We start from the raw sequence: 15,823 nt of genomic DNA, 5'->3' as shown, positions 1-15,823 counted from the left end.
CAGCGATGAAGAAAAAGGAACACTAAATCCAATCATTATGGTTCAATAAGTCCATAATTATTTCATTAAAAATAAACACATCATTAAGCTTATTGTTTAGATCATCAATTTAGGTTATTAATTTAAGTTATCAATAAGACTATTAGTTATGATCTAAATAAGGAGATAAATTAGTCTGTAAATAAGAGAAGAAATTACACCGTTTTTATTACGGTCCCGTCAAATTATATGAAAGCATCGACATAACCTAACTACATCAATGCTTTTATTCTGAGGCACTTTAATTAATATTTGGAGTACTTTAGTTAATAAAAAATTATTGCGTTCAATGAAGCTATTAATCTAATAACTTATCTTACTTATTAACGGCTTAATCGTGCATTCGCGCCTTTTTGCATTGCATTACGAATTTCTGATTCAGTAACTAAGTTTAAATCACCACTGATAGATAATTTTAAAACACTCGCAGCAATAGCAAATTCTATTGTTTCCTGTGGTTCAAGTTTATTTACAAGCCCGTGTAATAGACCCGCTCCAAAAGCATCACCTGCGGCTACGCCTTCCATTACATTTACATTATGTACAGGTGTGTCATAGAACTTGTCATTTTGGTATAAAATTGCCATCCAATCACTTTGTTCCACAGAGTTAATATCACGTAGAACACTCGCTACTGTTTTACAATTTGGATAACGTTTCGTGATCTCTTTCATCCCTTCTCGGAAATCTTCTATTTGGCAGATTCCATTAGACAGATCACCATCAAAAGCTTTAATCCCTAACATGGCTTCAAAGTCTTCATCATTCGCAACACAGACATCAACAAATGGCATTAACTCATGCATAACGACTTGAGCTTGTGCTGGTTTCCACATTTTGCCACGATAATTCAAATCACAGACCACGGTAATACTGTTCGCTTTACAATAATCCAATGCACTTTTTAATGCTGTTTCTAACTCTTTTGAAATCGCTGGCGTAATACCTGAAAAATAGAAAACCCCTACATCTTTTAATAAAATAGACCAATCAAATTCATCGCTAGTTGCAGTTGCAATAGAACTACCTGCTCGGTCATAAACTACTCCAGTACCTCTAACACCATTACCTTTTTCAAAGAAATACATGCCTAATCTTGGTCCACCACGTAAAGCTAGACTGGTATCAACGCCAAACTTTCTTAATGTGCCAACAGCGGCCTCACCCAATGGGTTTTCAGGAAACTTAGATAAGTAAGCAGCATCGTGACCTAATAACGCCAGAGAAACCGCAACATTAGCTTCAGCTCCGCCATAAGCGGCCTCAAAGGTATTTGTTTGTAAGATGCGTTCGAATGCTAACGGTTTTAGACGTAACATCATTTCGCCAAATGTTAATATTTTCATTAGTTTCTCCTCTAGTGATTAATAAATTCAATAAAATGACTGAGTTCTTTTTCTTATTCGAGCTTTTATTGAAATGTGTTGATTAAGCTTGTTTTCTATTAATTGTATTTACTCGGTGCTACTTTACCTACAACAAACCTAATTTGTAGTATTTTAGCATAATTAGAAAAAGTTAACTTGAGTAAAATCAATACAGCTAATTTTTCACTATTAAAGTTAATCCCATTATTAAATAAGATGAGTCATTAGGTTGTGAACCGAAAATTATATTTTTAACTATTTAATACACAAGGTAAATATAAAATAAAGAGTGCTTAAATAGATTATTTTATCGTTATTTATTGGTAGAAATATATTATATTTTTTCAAAAAAATTAAAAAAAAGAAGCTAAAAACGAATACTTCACAAGCTAACGCATTATAAAAAATAAAATAATAAATCATACAAATTAAAGTATTAAATGTAGTGAGAGATATAGAGGTAGAAGTAGAGGTAGGTATTAAATATAAGAAGTTGTTTGGAATTTAAAGAAAGTATTAAATAAACGGCCATAAAAATCAGTTAAATATTTTACATTCAATGAGAAATCAAAAACTATTTAACAAATTCTGCATAGATTTCTAAATCTATCTGATCGCCAACGATAGGTATATAACTGTCCATGCCAAAATCAGAACGTTTAATTTGTCCCACTGCACTAAACCCAAGAGTGTAGTTACCTGTTAGCCAATTATCTGCACCACCATGAAAAGTTGCTTTAAACGTGACAGGTTTTGTTACCCCTCTTAATGTTAAGTCTCCCGTAAAATTAAAAACGGTATCAGATACCGGTGTCACGGTATGACTTACAAAAAATGCTTGTGGATATTGTGTGCTGCTAAACCAAGTATCACTTTGTAATGTTTCACTTAAAGCATCATTATTAATATCAACGGAGTTAATGTCTACTACTGCTTTCAAAGATGCAGCTACCATGTTCTTGGGGTCAAAATTAAGTTGGGCATCAAATATGTTAAAGCGCCCCACATAAGTTGATAACCCTAAATGCTGAACTTTAAAAAGTAATGCAGCATGTTGAGGATCAAGCTGATACTCACCAGCTTGTAATTCAACTAACTCAGATTTTACATTCGGTGCTAGCCAGCTAACGCAACCAGATACAAATAACATGGTTAAAAGTACTAACAGAGTATGTTTAACAATACGTTTATTTTTCATTAAAATCCTAGAACCTAAATGTTGAATGATATTTATTGGTTACAGTAACAGCTTGGTTTTCTGGGACAAACAGCACCTCTAACACAAATAAGTTGCGCTTCTTGCTCAATACCACGCGCTATCCAGTTAATATTAAGAATACGCGCAACACTATTCAGTATTTTCTTAATTTTGGGAGGGATCTTACTCGATCCACCATTATCGACGCATAATCTTTGTAACTCATCCACTAACGTAACAGAGTCGTGCCCTTGAGCATCAATAGCAGAGTTTAACTCAATACCTGTACACAATACGTGACTGGCATCATTAAGATCTTTTACCTTAATAGATTCACAACAATAAATTTTAGCAACGCCATTTTCCGTTAAAATAGAAAACTGTGCCGCCGTCCCCTCAGCTTGTTTTTCTAACATTCTAAAAACAGACCAATGCTTACAAGGGTCATGCGCAATGGTCATATTTCCCCATGGCAATGGAATACCGTTCCCTCTGTATACTGCTCTTAATTTACCTTGCCCATAAGCATCAAAATAGTGCCAATGTGGGTAAGCAGAAACCGCGGTCATACGTCGCATCACCACGGCTTCTGATACTTCTATTTTTTTACAAATATCAATTTCATAACCATGCTGATCAAGCAATTGGCGAAACGGCACTTTAGGGCAAAGTAAAGCAGCCGCAAAAAAACTACATTCAAAATCACGCCATGCATGCAAAATATCTTGTGCGTCTAATTGGCTAGAAGACGTAGTTTTATTATGTTGGCTATCGTATTGAGCACGCTCTCCTGCCACCATAATGCTTTTTTCACCATCACTATTGTGTAAAACATTATGTCCAATATGTACTGCCAGCTCATATTTAAGTCGTGTGGTATTTTTTTTGAGTATCTTATTTAAGTAAACCGTACGAGGTGGTTTAAAAAAAGAGGTGACCATTTTATTGCTGTTATTACTATCATATTCACTATCAGGTAAACGCGTAAACCAACTTATTTTCAAACCACGGGCTTCAGTAATTTCAATTAAATCTTCAACATGAAGTGGCATTTTTTTTAAACCGACCTCTTCTGCAGCTCGCTCTAAATCAGGAAAATGATTTTGATGGTGTTCTTGATGCGCACGAATGAGTAGATGTGCGAATTGGCGACCTGTTGTCCCAGTTTGCGATAACATTTCTGGAATAGCAATTTGTAAAATTTCATTTGAAAATAAAAAACTAGGTTCGAGCGCCATCCCTCGAATACCACCTCGATTACCTTTAGTAGGAATAATGTCTTGTACTTCAGCGGCGTCATCTAAAAACCATTCGGGTTGCTTTTGAAATACAGTCGCAATCACTTCTAGCATCTCTTCTCTAGGGACTCGCTTACCACGTTCGATCATCGACAAGTAAGAAACAGAAGGTGCATATTCTGCATCTAACTTAATACATCTCGATGATAAATCATCCAAGGTTAAGCCATTACGTTTGCGTAAATTGCGTATTTTTGTGCCTAAGTAATGAGATTGCCTTGCCAAGCTCTTTTTTATTTTCATTTTGTAAAATTTACTCTGTGTAATTTTCTTTGTGAAATTATATGAATTATTTCTTTATAGTAACAACAACTGATTAACAAGTGAGCAACAAAAGTTCAATAAATGTGCGCTCAAAGGTTATTCAATACCTACTTTAAAGTTAATTGATAATATCAAGGAGACGAAATATGAATTTACCTCTAGAGAAGCAATGCCTGACTAATCCTGAATTTTATCAGTTTATTAATGATGAAGTTTTACCGAACACCTCACTTAATAGCGTTCATTTTTGGGCTGATTTAAATTGTTTAATTAATGATTTTTCACATCAAAATACCGCCCTATTAAATACACGTCGTCAGATGCAGCAGAAAATTGACCAATGGCATCGTGAAAATACGTTGGCTAACAATATTAGCCCAGAACACTCTAAAAAAGCTTATCAAGCGTTTTTACAAAGTATCGGTTACCTGACTCCGATGGTCGATGACTTCATTATTGAAACTGAAAATGTCGATGCTGAAATATCAACAATGGCAGGTCCACAACTGGTGGTGCCTGTGAGTAATGCACGCTTTGCATTAAATGCAGCCAATGCTCGTTGGGGAAGTTTATACGATGCTTTTTATGGAACAGATGTTATTGCGAATAACGATGAGTTAGCCCATAAAGAAGGATTTAACCCACAGCGTGGTCAAGCCGTTATTAATAAAGCAAAAGATTTTTTAGATGAGCAATTCCCATTAACAACGGGTTCTCATCATGAAGTAACAAGCTACTTAGTTTATTACCAGCATATACTGGCTTTTTTATCTGATGGGACTGAATCAGGTTTAAAAAATCCATGTCAATTTGTTGCCTTTGATGGCTCTAAAACATCTCCGAATTACTTATTACTCAAAAACAATGGATTACATATTGGGTTGCATATTGACCGCACAGGTAAAATTGGTGCAAACGATAAAGCAGGCCTTGATGATATTCAAATGGAATCTGCACTCACCACTATTATGGATTTTGAAGATTCTGTTTCAACGGTTGATAGTAGCGACAAAGTGGCCGCATACCGCAATTGGTTAGGTCTAATGCAAGGAACGCTTGAGGCGACATTTACCAAAGACAATCAACCAGTAACACGTAAATTAAATTACGATCGTAACTTCACCGCTAAATCTGGTGAAAGCTACCGAGTACCAGGTCGCTCAGTGTTATTAGTTCGCAATGTTGGGCACCTAATGGGTACCGATTTAATACAAGATGAAAGTGGCAATAATGCGCCAGAAGGCATTATTGATGGTGTGATTACGGCATTAATTGCTAGTATCGATCTTCAAAAAGGTGAGAACGATAACTTTAGAAATAGCCGTACAGGCAGTATTTATATTGTTAAACCTAAACTGCATGGCCCTGAAGAAGTGCGGTTCACCTGCGAACTATTTAGTCGCATAGAACTGATGCTTAACCTCCCAGAGAACACTATCAAGCTAGGTATTATGGATGAAGAGCGCCGTACTACGTTAAACCTAAAACAATGTATTCATGAAGCAAAATCGCGCGTGGTATTCATCAATACCGGGTTCTTAGACAGAACGGGCGATGAAATCCACACCAGTATGTTAGCTGGCGCATTTTATGCAAAATCAGCAATTAAACTGGAACCTTGGATTAGTGCTTACGAAAACAACAATGTTGAAATTGGGCTGCGTTGTGGTTTTTCAGGCAAAGCACAAATCGGCAAAGGGATGTGGGCCATGCCAGATGAAATGAATCAAATGATGAAAGATAAAATAGCACACCCTAAATCTGGCGCTAATACCGCTTGGGTGCCTTCGCCGACTGCAGCGACATTACATGCTTTACATTATCACCAAGTTGATGTGTTTGAAGAGCAGAAAACTATCATTAACCGACCACCAGCAAGCATAACAGACATACTTACTCCACCAGTGATGCCTGAAGGTATGACATTAACAGAAGCACAGATTTCAAATGAGCTTAACAATAATGTGCAAGGTATTTTAGGTTACGTTGTGCGCTGGATAGAGATGGGAATTGGCTGTTCGAAAGTACCCGATATTAATGATATTGGTTTAATGGAAGATCGCGCAACCTTGCGTATTTCCAGTCAACATATTAGCAACTGGTTAATGCATAACGTATGTACGACACAACAAGTCACCAGCGTTATGGAAAACATGGCTCAAATTGTTGATAAACAAAACCAAGGTGTATCAGGCTATCGCAACATGAGCCCTAACACCGACGACAGCCTTGCCTTTCAAGCAGCAAAAGCACTTATTTTTGAAGGGGATAAACAGCCAAACGGTTACACCGAACCATTACTACACGAGTACCGTGCTTTAGCAAAACAAGCATTAATTAACTAATTAACTAATTAACTAATAACAAGGCAGCGAGAAACAAAATAAGCATTAGCTACCAACAAGGCTGAAACTAGCAAATCAACGATTTTAATCTAGGCACTTTTATTCACTGTAAATTAACAATTACTTATTGATAACACATGATAATTTGAGAGGTCACTATGATGAATTACAAAGCTGAAATGAATAACGCACACCAATTTATAAACCAACAAGGTTCAACTTGGAATGCGATTAATCCAGAATATATTGCTCGTATGCGCTTACAAAACCGTTTCAAAACGGGGTTAGATATTGCAAACTACACCGCTAAAATTATGCGTGATGATATGCAATCTTATGATCAGAATAGCGATAATTACACACAATCGCTTGGCTGCTGGCATGGTTTTATTGGCCAACAAAAAATGATCTCTATTAAGAAGCACTTCACCACCACCAAAGGGACTTACCTTTACTTATCTGGTTGGATGGTTGCCGCCATGCGCTCTGAGTTTGGCCCCTTACCAGACCAATCAATGCATGAAAAAACCTCAGTGCCAATGTTAATAGAAGAATTGTACACATTCTTAAAACAAGCCGATGCACGCGAATTAAATCATTTATTTAATGATTTAGACGAAGCACAAAGCAGCGGAGATCAAGTTGCAGAAAGAGCAGTACAAAAGCAAATTGACGAATTTGAAACACATGTTGTCCCTATCATTGCCGATATCGATGCAGGCTTTGGTAATGAAGAAGCCACTTACCTATTAGCTAAAAAAATGATTGAAGCTGGCGCTTGTTGTATTCAAATTGAAAACCAAGTGTCTGATGCTAAACAATGTGGCCATCAAGACGGTAAAGTAACCGTGCCGCATGAAGACTTTTTAGCCAAAATAAATGCAGTACGTTACGCCTTTATGGAACTCGGTGTTGAAGAAGGCATTATCGTTGCTCGAACCGATTCATTAGGTGCAGGTTTAACACAAAAAATCCCTGTATCTCAATATCCAGGCGATTTAGCTGAGCAATACAACGCTTACATTGACGGTGAAAAAATCAATTCGTTAGCTGATTTAAAATCGGGCGATATGGTATTAAGCCGCGCAGGTGAATTGATTAAACCAAACCGCCTTCCTAATGGATTAGTACGTTTTAAACCGAATACAGGTGAAGACCGTGTAGTGCTTGATTGTATTACCTCATTGCAACATGGTGCAGATTTACTGTGGATTGAAACAGAAACACCGAATGTACAGCACATTGCTAATATGGTGAATCGTATTCGAGAAGTGGTACCGAATGCCAAATTAGTTTACAACAATAGCCCATCATTTAACTGGACTTTAAATTTCCGTCAACAAGTGTTTGATGCGTGGGAAAAAGAAGGAAAAGACGTTAGTGCTTACCAACGTAGTGGTCTAATGAGTATTAAATACGATATTACCGAACTAGCGATTGCTGCCGATTTGAAAATACAAAATTTCCAAAAAGAAGCCTCTAAACATGCGGGTATTTTCCATCACTTAATAACCTTGCCAACTTACCATACGGCAGCGTTATCAACGGATAATCTCGCTAAAGAATACTTCGGGGAACGTGCTATGTTGGCTTATGTTGAAAATGTGCAACGCCAAGAGATAAGACAATCACTAGATTCTGTAAAACATCAAGATATGTCAGGCTCAAATATTGGTGACGATCACAAAGAGTATTTCTCTGGTGATCAAGCTCTAAAAGCCTCTGGTGAAAATAATACAATGAGCCAGTTCTCTTAGACCTAGGTTTCTTTTTAAAGCGAGTAAGCGTTAGCTTTAATAAAGGAAAAATCAACACATAAAATATAGCAAGCATCGATATAATCAAATTCACTCAAGAAATTGATTATTTCTTTGCTTGTTCTCACTATTAAATACCTTGATAACAATTTCCAATTCTACAATTCTACAATTCTACAATTCTAGAAGGTTAAATTATCTCTGTACCCGACAAGAAAAGTTTGATTTTAGCAAAGTGATACAACAGCACTACTACCACTCATTTCTGAGTTAAATTATCTCTCAATTCCCCTTTAAACTAGGCAAAACTAACGACACTATATAATTAAAAGATATAACGAAAAAGTATGAATTAAAAAATATAATCTTATGACTTTAAATATAATTCCGCTTTTATTAACCAGAATTAAGATTAAATAAAAACTTAAGTGAAACTTAAGGCTTTCTTCAGTCAATCTTAAGAATTTCATCATATTATATCCATCATAAAATACACGTCTATGGTGAAAAGAACGATGATGAATATAATTTCTAACCAAAAAATACAGACAATAACATTATCTATCGTTGTCCCTGTGCATAATGAGGAAGATGGACTCCAGACATTACATAAAAAGTTATCGCATGTCTTAGGAAAAATAAACTGCGAATGTGAAATTATTTATGTGGATGATGGTAGCGTTGATCAAAGTGTAATGACCATTAAAAGCCTTCCTATGTTAGGCACTCCCCACTCATTAATAAAGCTAAGTAGAAATTTTGGTAAAGAAGCTGCGATGACTGCCGGACTTAAAGCAACTAAAGGACGTGCAGCTATTATTATTGATGCTGATTTACAAGATCCCCCTGAGCTTATTGTAGATATGGTTAAAAAATGGGAAGAAGGATTTGATGTTGTGAACCTTCAGAGAAGATCGCGTAATGGTGAGACTTGGTTTAAAGAAAAGTCCGCAGCTGTATTTTATAAACTACTTAATAAACTATCTGAAAATCCTATACCCGAAAATGTAGGTGATTTTAGGCTTATTAGTCGAAGAGTCATTGATGAGATAAACCAATTAACAGAAAAAAATATTTATATGAAAGGCTTATTCGTATGGCCAGGCTTTAAACAAACTATTATTCAGTTTGATAGAGAAGCGAGGTTCATTGGAGACTCAAAATGGCCATACAGTAAATTATTTGGCCTAGCGGTTGATGGGATAACATCATTTAGTACAAAACCATTACAAATAGCGACTTACCTAGGTGCTTTGATTGCTTCATCAGCCTTCATTTATGGTCTATTAATCATTGCAAAAACACTTATATTTGGAGAAACCGTTGATGGCTTTCCTACCATCATGCTAGCAATTCTTGCTTTAGGGGGCTTTCAATTAATGAGCATAGGTTTAATTGGTGCTTACGTTGGTCGAATTTATACCGAAGTCAAAAATCGCCCTCGTTACATTATTGAGGAAAAATTTGAATCTACAAGCACTCTAAAAAATAATTTAGTTGTTATTACTAACCCTAAATTTAAACATCGCGTTGAAAAATAATGATGACTAAACAAGTAAAAACTATCTGGTTTATATTAATTGCAACCGCATTAATAAGACTAATTACACTTGCACTATATCCTTTAATGGACACGACCGAAGCAAGATATGGTGAGATGGCAAGAATAATGGTTGAAACGGGAAACTGGCTAACACCACAGTTTGATTATGGGGTTCCATTTTGGGGAAAGCCCCCCTTATTCACTTGGATGAGCAGTCTTGGCATAGAAGTTTTTGGCCTTAATGAGTTCGCAGTTAGATTTCCACATTGGCTAGCAGGCGTTGCTGTCATTTTAGTTGTTGCCCGCTTTGCGAATAAACATAACGTTAACGCTTTAATTGCTTCGTTAGTTATTGCAACCAGTGCTGTTTTTAGCATTTCAGCTGGTGCCGTTATGACCGATATGGCGTTGACCTTATCAATGGCAATCGCAATGATTGGTTTTTATCAATGTTGGCATGGCTCGACAAAGGCTGGTTTACTTGGCTTTTTTGGTATCGCTTTAGGGCTATTAGCGAAAGGACCTTTAATTATTGTCTTAATTGGTTTAAGCCTAGTTCCATGGATTATTTTAAATTATGGAGTTAAGAATGGAATCGCCCTTTTTATAAAAAGAGTCCCTATTTTAAAGGGTATTGTGATTATTTCTGTGATTGCTTTACCTTGGTATTTAATGGCAGAAAATGCAACACCGGGCTTTTTAAATTACTTTATTGTAGGCGAACATTTCCAACGTTTTATGGTAAGTGGCTGGGAAGGTGATTTATATGGTAAAGCACATAATGAAGTCAAAGGAATGATATGGTTATTCTGGATTTACGCAGCGGCTCCTTGGTCGATTATTTTGCCTATATTAGCTTGGAGATCACGAAAAGAGAAACAAGATACAATAAAACGGAATTCAGACCTTAAGTCATACCTCTTTTTTTGGATGATTTCCCCAATGATACTATTTACTTTGTCAGGTAATATATTACCTGCCTACGTATTACCCGGTATTCCAGCATTAGGTTTGCTAGTTTCATTATTAACCTTTAAAAAATTTATTAAATGGGTATCTATTTCAGCTTCGCTCATCCCAATATTACTTATTGCAGCTCTTATTTTCATTCAGTTTGGTAAAACTGAACAGAAAAGTGATAAAGACATGATGAAGCACGTAAATTTAAATAATCCAATATATTATCTAAATAAAAAATCCTTTTCAGGCCAGTTTTATAGCCAAGGTAAAGTAAAAGTATTCAATAAGATAAATGAAGAAGTACTAAAAGAGATGCCAATACAACTTATTGCAACCGACAAAGAAATTGCTCAATTTAAAGAAGACAAGAATATTAGTTGTAACTTGGTATTTTCATCTAAAAACAAACGGTCCTTATATCATTGCAGGACAGCGAGTTAATGAATGGCCGAATAATTAAGTTTGCCGTCATTGGTAGTATCGGGTTTATTGTAGACTTACTGATATTCATGCTTTGTGCATACGTATTTAACTTATCACCTTATCAATCTAGAGTTATTGCTTTTATTTGTGCTTTAGCCTGTACTTGGTTTGGGAATAGATACTATACATTTACTGATTTAAAATCATCATCCTATGCACGAGAAGGTTTTAAGTTTACGTTATCTGCAGGTATTTCAGTTATTCCAAATTTTGCCATGTTCCACATAGTATTAAATGTATTAGGAAAGGACTTTTACCAAGGAGCGTTGGCTCTCACAGCAGGCGTTTTAGCTGGAGCAATCACAAATTACTTTTTAAGTAGTCGGTGGGTTTTTATTAAAAGTTCCTAATAGAAAGTCTCTGTTGAGGCGTAAGAAAAAAGGTGAAAGCAACATATTGATTTTTCAAATAGTTATTATCATTACAAAATTAATAACAAAGGATAAAATATAGCGTTATAACTAATGGCATTCATTTTTAATCGATTGATATTTAGTTTAGACAAAGAGATAGAGGTTAAATTTTTATATCTCCTTGTCATTAAATAACCTAAATTATTAATAAAAAATGATGTCACACCACTATTTTCAAGAATATCAACGATAAAATAACAATGTCGAGCAATACTGTTTTATAATTTTAAAGTTAACTATATTGATATACCAAGACCAATCATATGAATTGATGCTTTCGGCATCATCAGAATTGTACTTATTACTTGAATTCAAGAGTTAAACAAGATTTATCTATAAAAATATTATCATCACCTACATTAATAATGTAATTGTATTAATCTCCCTACGAAATATAATTACCCCAACAATAACATCGCATTAGTGGCTTCAATCAAATGATGCTTCGTGTTTTTTTCAACCGATGCATGACCTGAGGCTTCGCTGGTAATCAAGGTTGAATTGGGTAGTTTTTGATGTAATTGCCAAGCGTTATCAAATGGGCAAACAATATCGAATCGACCATGTACGATAGTCGTTGGAATATCTTTAATTTTATCTGTATTCGCTAAGATTTGATTCTCAGATAAGAAGCAATTATTGATCATAAAGTGTGCCTCATGACGAGCCATTGTCCACGCTTGATGATCTCCAGTTGCGGCATCAACAAAATCTTGATTCGGTATTAACGTACAACAACGAATTTCCCAAACACTCCATGCTTTAGCAACTCTCATTGCTAGTTCTTTATCGTCACCGACCATAATATCGTAAGCCGCTTGTACTGAAGCTTGCTCTTTCCCATTTGGCAATACATCAAGATACTCTTGCCAAAAGTCTGGGTAAATTCGCGTTGCACCACCACCAGAGAAAGTCCAGTCAGTGTCTTGCGGTCGACCTAAGAAAATGCCACGTAAAACTAAACTCTTTACTTTTTTTGGGTGAGCTTGTGCATAAACAAGTGCTAACGTCGTTCCCCACGAACCACCAAAAACATGCCAACGATCAATCCCTAATTTTTCTATAATTTTCTCAATATCGTTAACCAATAAATTAGTTTCATTATTATCTAAACACCCATGAGGTAAAGAACGACCACAACCACGTTGGTCAAATAAAATGATACGGTATTTTTCAGGATCAAAAAATCGTCTGTCATTTTTAGAACAACCTCCACCTGGACCGCCATGAATAAACAGCATCGCTTGACCATCTGGGTTACCACACTCTTCTACATAGATTTGATGCTGATTATCTACATTAATTAAAAAATGATTATATGGCTCTATTTCAGGGTAAAACTCATTCATCGCGTTTGCTCGTTATATTAGGTTGATAAGACTGGCGTACCTATATTTTAAGGTAATTGTACTTTAAGGTAATTGCATTCTAAGGTCATTGTATTTTAAGTGAATTGTCTTTTAAGGAAATTGTATTCTAAAATAATGGTAACTTAATCTGTTGGTTATAGCTTGTGGCTCAGCTTTACAACGCGTTAAAAAGTGATTTGAACCTGATGATATACACTCACGTTAGAAATTTAAATTTGATTAAGATCGAGAGCCATCTCAGTTAAAAAATCTAGTTCAGCTATTTTTTGAAAGCCATGACGTTGATATAAAGCAATAGCAGGATTATCAGAGAATACTTTTAATTTAATAAAACGATCACCGCGTGATTTACCTAACTCAATAGCGTAATGTAAACAATGACTCCCCACTCCTTTCCCTTGATATGATGATTTTATTTGTAAATCTCGGATGTAACAATTTTGATCATTAAATGAAAACCGTAAAATACCAACACACTCAGAGTTATAATAAACCTCTAAGTTTTTAAATATTTTCCAGTGACGATCAAAAAATTCAGAATCCCAAATAATATCTTTTGCTGCATAGTAGGCTTTCATATTTTCTTGAATAAGCAAAGATGAAAACTTTTTCGACTCTGCTTTTCTATATTCAACTTTCATTTTATTTTCCTTTTAACCGCTAAACAAAAGACAGATCTCCATTACTTTGTTCACTTTACTTGCAAGAAACACCTCTTTTTAGTTAATATATATAAAGTCACAAAAAAAGATATTATTTGTAACTTTATTGTATAAAAACTAATTAAATATAATTTACTTAAATATTAATGGCATATCAAAATATCTTTAAAATTTGAAAGAATATCGCCTTTACAGGATCTCACTAACTCAACGTCTTTTAGTTTATATAGTTATAAACATAAAAATTAAGATTTGATAATTTAGATACATCACAATGACATGAAAACTAATATAAGGTGAAAGAGTGTGAATAAATACAATCAAAAAATTTCCTCTATTAACAATGCCTTAAGTACTCGTTATGTCATCATCATTCTCGTAGTTGCTTTGGTTATCTCTTTTTTCTCTTACACTTTCATATTGAATAAAACACGTACAGATATCATTGCAAGCGCGACAAATGAAAGCAATTTAGTGATTAACCTCAGTAAAGGATTTGTTAAAGCTTATTCTGATTTTGAGGATCAATACGCCAATGGCTTATTACCAAGTCGTGCAATTTATCGCTCTCATGCACTCGAACTTGCTAACTTAAGCTCCTTATTTGAGGGCTCTTTACATTCAGAAGTGGTTGGTTTTCCTGGTAAGTCGATAAATAAAGGGCCAACTGACGATAAAATGAGACGTCAAATGCTATTACTTCAAACTAGCTCTAATCAAAATATGAACCTCACTTCGATCATAAAAAATGACAGGTCAGTAGTCAGAACCGTCGCGCCTTTCTATGCAACTGAGCAAGCTTGTGTGGATTGTCATAACAGTATTCAGCATTTAACTGAACCTGAAAAATGGCAAATTGGTGACCTTATGGGAGCACAAATAGTAGAAAAAAATATCAAACCTCAACTCACAACATCAAAGCGAGAAACTTTTATGATTAGTCTATTAATTTTTTGCGCAGCAATTACCGTCTCACTCTTTTTTATTCTTATTTTTCAAAAAATGTTACTAATAAAAGAATCTAATAAACAAAAAAACACCGATACAATGCCAGGTTGTATCAATAGATCTTAAGTTAACCCTCGAAGACAATACTTTTATTTTGGAATAACTAACTGTTTTGATAAATGTTGTTTCATAAATCGATTGGCGTTCCATATATCTGCTAAGTTAGCCCCCGTGGTTGGATGTACATGAGCATAGGGAAATGGGCCAAATTCAGGTGTAATGGTGAAAGTATTTTCTTCACGTGTAAATGCATTATTAATCACCTTTTGCCAACACTGAGTGTGGTTAATAAGGTGTTCTTGCCAACGAGGATCTTGGGGATTAGTTACCTGAGGCCCTTCTTCAAAGCCCACTCGACCATGAATATGATGTACAGATTTAAATAATTTATCTAACCTTTCTTGTTGATCTATCAAATTGGACTCATGCACCACCATCCAATGGCTTATATCTAGATTCAATTTTAATTCAGGTAAGACATCTATAATTTGCTCTGTACCAAAGGTACTAAAAGTAGGCCTGAAACGATGTGTTTCATGAGTAATAGTAATGCCATGCTTTTGTTCTAGTTCAAGCGCCTCATTAAATAAAATAAGGTTATCTTCTAAACTAAAAATATCACGTCCTGTATGGCAATTTATTAACTTAGGAGAAAATAATAGTGCGCGATCCACTTGCTTAATAAGACTCGCTAAATGTTCTTGTACATTTTTTCCATCGGTTGCAATCCCCGTTATGATATCTAACCTTCTCTGTGCATGCGCTTTAAGCGTCGCATCAAGGTCAATATCGTAGAAAGGCAAAAACAATTCTGTTCCTTGATATCCTTCGTGTTGAATAGCGGCTAAGTGATAGTTTAATTCACTGGCATTTGTACACTGTACTTCCCAAAGTGATTTATGAAAATTAAGCTTCATATTGAGTCTCTATTGTTAGTATTGATAGCTTTATGGTTTTAGCTGTTCATCTCAATTACTTTCACTCCCTGCGACTACAAGTAATTAAGTTAAAATAAGTAGAGACAGAATACCGTTGTTATTCCATTATTTAATATTCCTATTTGGAAAAATGAATATTCGATTTATTCAATATTAGAAATATTTTGTTAACGTTATA

12 protein-coding genes are annotated in these 15,823 nt (G+C 35.1%); 6 read left to right on the top strand and 6 right to left on the bottom strand.

What is annotated here, in order from left to right; all coding sequences use genetic code 11:
* Window positions 1–362: 362 nt before the first annotated feature.
* The 3 genes from GQR59_RS03540 to GQR59_RS03530 all read right to left on the bottom strand — a co-directional run bounded on the left by GQR59_RS03540 (window position 363) and on the right by GQR59_RS03530 (window position 4,145).
* The gene (locus GQR59_RS03540) at window positions 363–1,385 is read right to left on the bottom strand and encodes a sugar kinase (RefSeq protein WP_160060726.1); all 1,023 of its coding nucleotides are present in this window, start codon (window positions 1,383–1,385) and stop codon (window positions 363–365) included.
* Between the two features lie 595 nt (window positions 1,386–1,980).
* On the bottom strand, window positions 1,981–2,604 hold the full coding sequence (locus GQR59_RS03535) for a YceI family protein (protein ID WP_025565110.1): 624 nt from the start codon (window positions 2,602–2,604) through the stop codon (window positions 1,981–1,983).
* Window positions 2,605–2,636: 32 nt separating this feature from the next.
* Window positions 2,637–4,145 (bottom strand): DUF3612 domain-containing protein, encoded by a 1,509-nt coding sequence (locus GQR59_RS03530; protein ID WP_160060725.1) that lies wholly within the window; start codon window positions 4,143–4,145, stop codon window positions 2,637–2,639.
* Between the two features lie 167 nt (window positions 4,146–4,312).
* On the opposite strand from GQR59_RS03530, the gene GQR59_RS03525 reads away from it, so the two are divergent.
* The 5 genes from GQR59_RS03525 to GQR59_RS03505 all read left to right on the top strand — a co-directional run bounded on the left by GQR59_RS03525 (window position 4,313) and on the right by GQR59_RS03505 (window position 11,604).
* Window positions 4,313–6,511: a malate synthase G gene (locus GQR59_RS03525; protein ID WP_160060724.1), complete on the top strand. Its 2,199-nt coding sequence runs from the start codon at window positions 4,313–4,315 to the stop codon at window positions 6,509–6,511.
* Between the two features lie 158 nt (window positions 6,512–6,669).
* A complete protein-coding gene (locus GQR59_RS03520) occupies window positions 6,670–8,268 on the top strand; it encodes an isocitrate lyase (RefSeq protein ID WP_160060723.1) in 1,599 nt (532 codons plus the stop codon).
* A 515-nt stretch (window positions 8,269–8,783) separates the two neighbouring features.
* Window positions 8,784–9,809 (top strand): glycosyltransferase family 2 protein, encoded by a 1,026-nt coding sequence (locus GQR59_RS03515; RefSeq protein WP_236546637.1) that lies wholly within the window; start codon window positions 8,784–8,786, stop codon window positions 9,807–9,809.
* The gene (locus GQR59_RS03510) at window positions 9,809–11,212 is read left to right on the top strand and encodes an ArnT family glycosyltransferase (RefSeq protein ID WP_236546636.1); all 1,404 of its coding nucleotides are present in this window, start codon (window positions 9,809–9,811) and stop codon (window positions 11,210–11,212) included. The genes GQR59_RS03515 and GQR59_RS03510 overlap by 1 nt, the downstream gene beginning before the upstream one ends.
* On the top strand, window positions 11,212–11,604 hold the full coding sequence (locus GQR59_RS03505) for a GtrA family protein (protein WP_025565104.1): 393 nt from the start codon (window positions 11,212–11,214) through the stop codon (window positions 11,602–11,604). Before GQR59_RS03510 ends, GQR59_RS03505 begins: the two co-directional genes overlap by 1 nt.
* 461 nt (window positions 11,605–12,065) lie before the next feature.
* Here GQR59_RS03505 and pip read toward each other — a convergent pair whose 3' ends face one another.
* A complete protein-coding gene (gene pip / locus GQR59_RS03500; protein ID WP_160060722.1) occupies window positions 12,066–13,016 on the bottom strand; it encodes a prolyl aminopeptidase in 951 nt (316 codons plus the stop codon).
* Window positions 13,017–13,246: 230 nt separating this feature from the next.
* Window positions 13,247–13,678, bottom strand: coding sequence for a GNAT family N-acetyltransferase (locus tag GQR59_RS03495; RefSeq protein WP_160060721.1), 432 nt, complete (start codon window positions 13,676–13,678; stop codon window positions 13,247–13,249).
* Window positions 13,679–14,005: 327 nt separating this feature from the next.
* On the opposite strand from GQR59_RS03495, the gene GQR59_RS03490 reads away from it, so the two are divergent.
* Window positions 14,006–14,773 carry a c-type heme family protein gene (locus tag GQR59_RS03490; protein WP_160060720.1) on the top strand — a complete coding sequence of 256 codons (768 nt, stop codon included), beginning with the start codon at window positions 14,006–14,008 and terminating at the stop codon, window positions 14,771–14,773.
* A 23-nt stretch (window positions 14,774–14,796) separates the two neighbouring features.
* Here the strand turns inward: GQR59_RS03490 and GQR59_RS03485 are convergent, their stop codons facing one another.
* Entirely contained in the window at window positions 14,797–15,624 is an 828-nt protein-coding gene (locus tag GQR59_RS03485; RefSeq protein ID WP_160060719.1) for a sugar phosphate isomerase/epimerase family protein, read from the bottom strand.
* Window positions 15,625–15,823: the final 199 nt, after the last annotated feature.

The sequence above is a fragment of the Psychromonas sp. L1A2 genome (genome assembly GCF_009828855.1).
Taxonomy (GTDB): Bacteria; Pseudomonadota; Gammaproteobacteria; order Enterobacterales; family Psychromonadaceae; genus Psychromonas.
The sequence above is the reverse complement of the archived record's forward strand: the minus strand, read 5'-3'. Positions and strand labels throughout refer to the sequence as shown.

Bases quoted from the DNA above. Each gene is read 5' to 3' on its own strand.
- GQR59_RS03540 (WP_160060726.1), bottom strand. From the start codon at position 1,385: ATGAAAATATTAACATTTGGCGAAATGATGTTACGTCTAAAACCGTTA.
- GQR59_RS03535 (WP_025565110.1), bottom strand. From the start codon at position 2,604: ATGAAAAATAAACGTATTGTTAAACATACTCTGTTAGTACTTTTAACC.
- GQR59_RS03530 (WP_160060725.1), bottom strand. From the start codon at position 4,145: ATGAAAATAAAAAAGAGCTTGGCAAGGCAATCTCATTACTTAGGCACA.
- GQR59_RS03525 (WP_160060724.1), top strand. From the start codon at position 4,313: ATGAATTTACCTCTAGAGAAGCAATGCCTGACTAATCCTGAATTTTAT.
- GQR59_RS03520 (WP_160060723.1), top strand. From the start codon at position 6,670: ATGATGAATTACAAAGCTGAAATGAATAACGCACACCAATTTATAAAC.
- GQR59_RS03515 (WP_236546637.1), top strand. From the start codon at position 8,784: ATGATGAATATAATTTCTAACCAAAAAATACAGACAATAACATTATCT.
- GQR59_RS03510 (WP_236546636.1), top strand. From the start codon at position 9,809: ATGATGACTAAACAAGTAAAAACTATCTGGTTTATATTAATTGCAACC.
- GQR59_RS03505 (WP_025565104.1), top strand. From the start codon at position 11,212: ATGAATGGCCGAATAATTAAGTTTGCCGTCATTGGTAGTATCGGGTTT.
- pip (WP_160060722.1), bottom strand. From the start codon at position 13,016: ATGAATGAGTTTTACCCTGAAATAGAGCCATATAATCATTTTTTAATT.
- GQR59_RS03495 (WP_160060721.1), bottom strand. From the start codon at position 13,678: ATGAAAGTTGAATATAGAAAAGCAGAGTCGAAAAAGTTTTCATCTTTG.
- GQR59_RS03485 (WP_160060719.1), bottom strand. From the start codon at position 15,624: ATGAAGCTTAATTTTCATAAATCACTTTGGGAAGTACAGTGTACAAAT.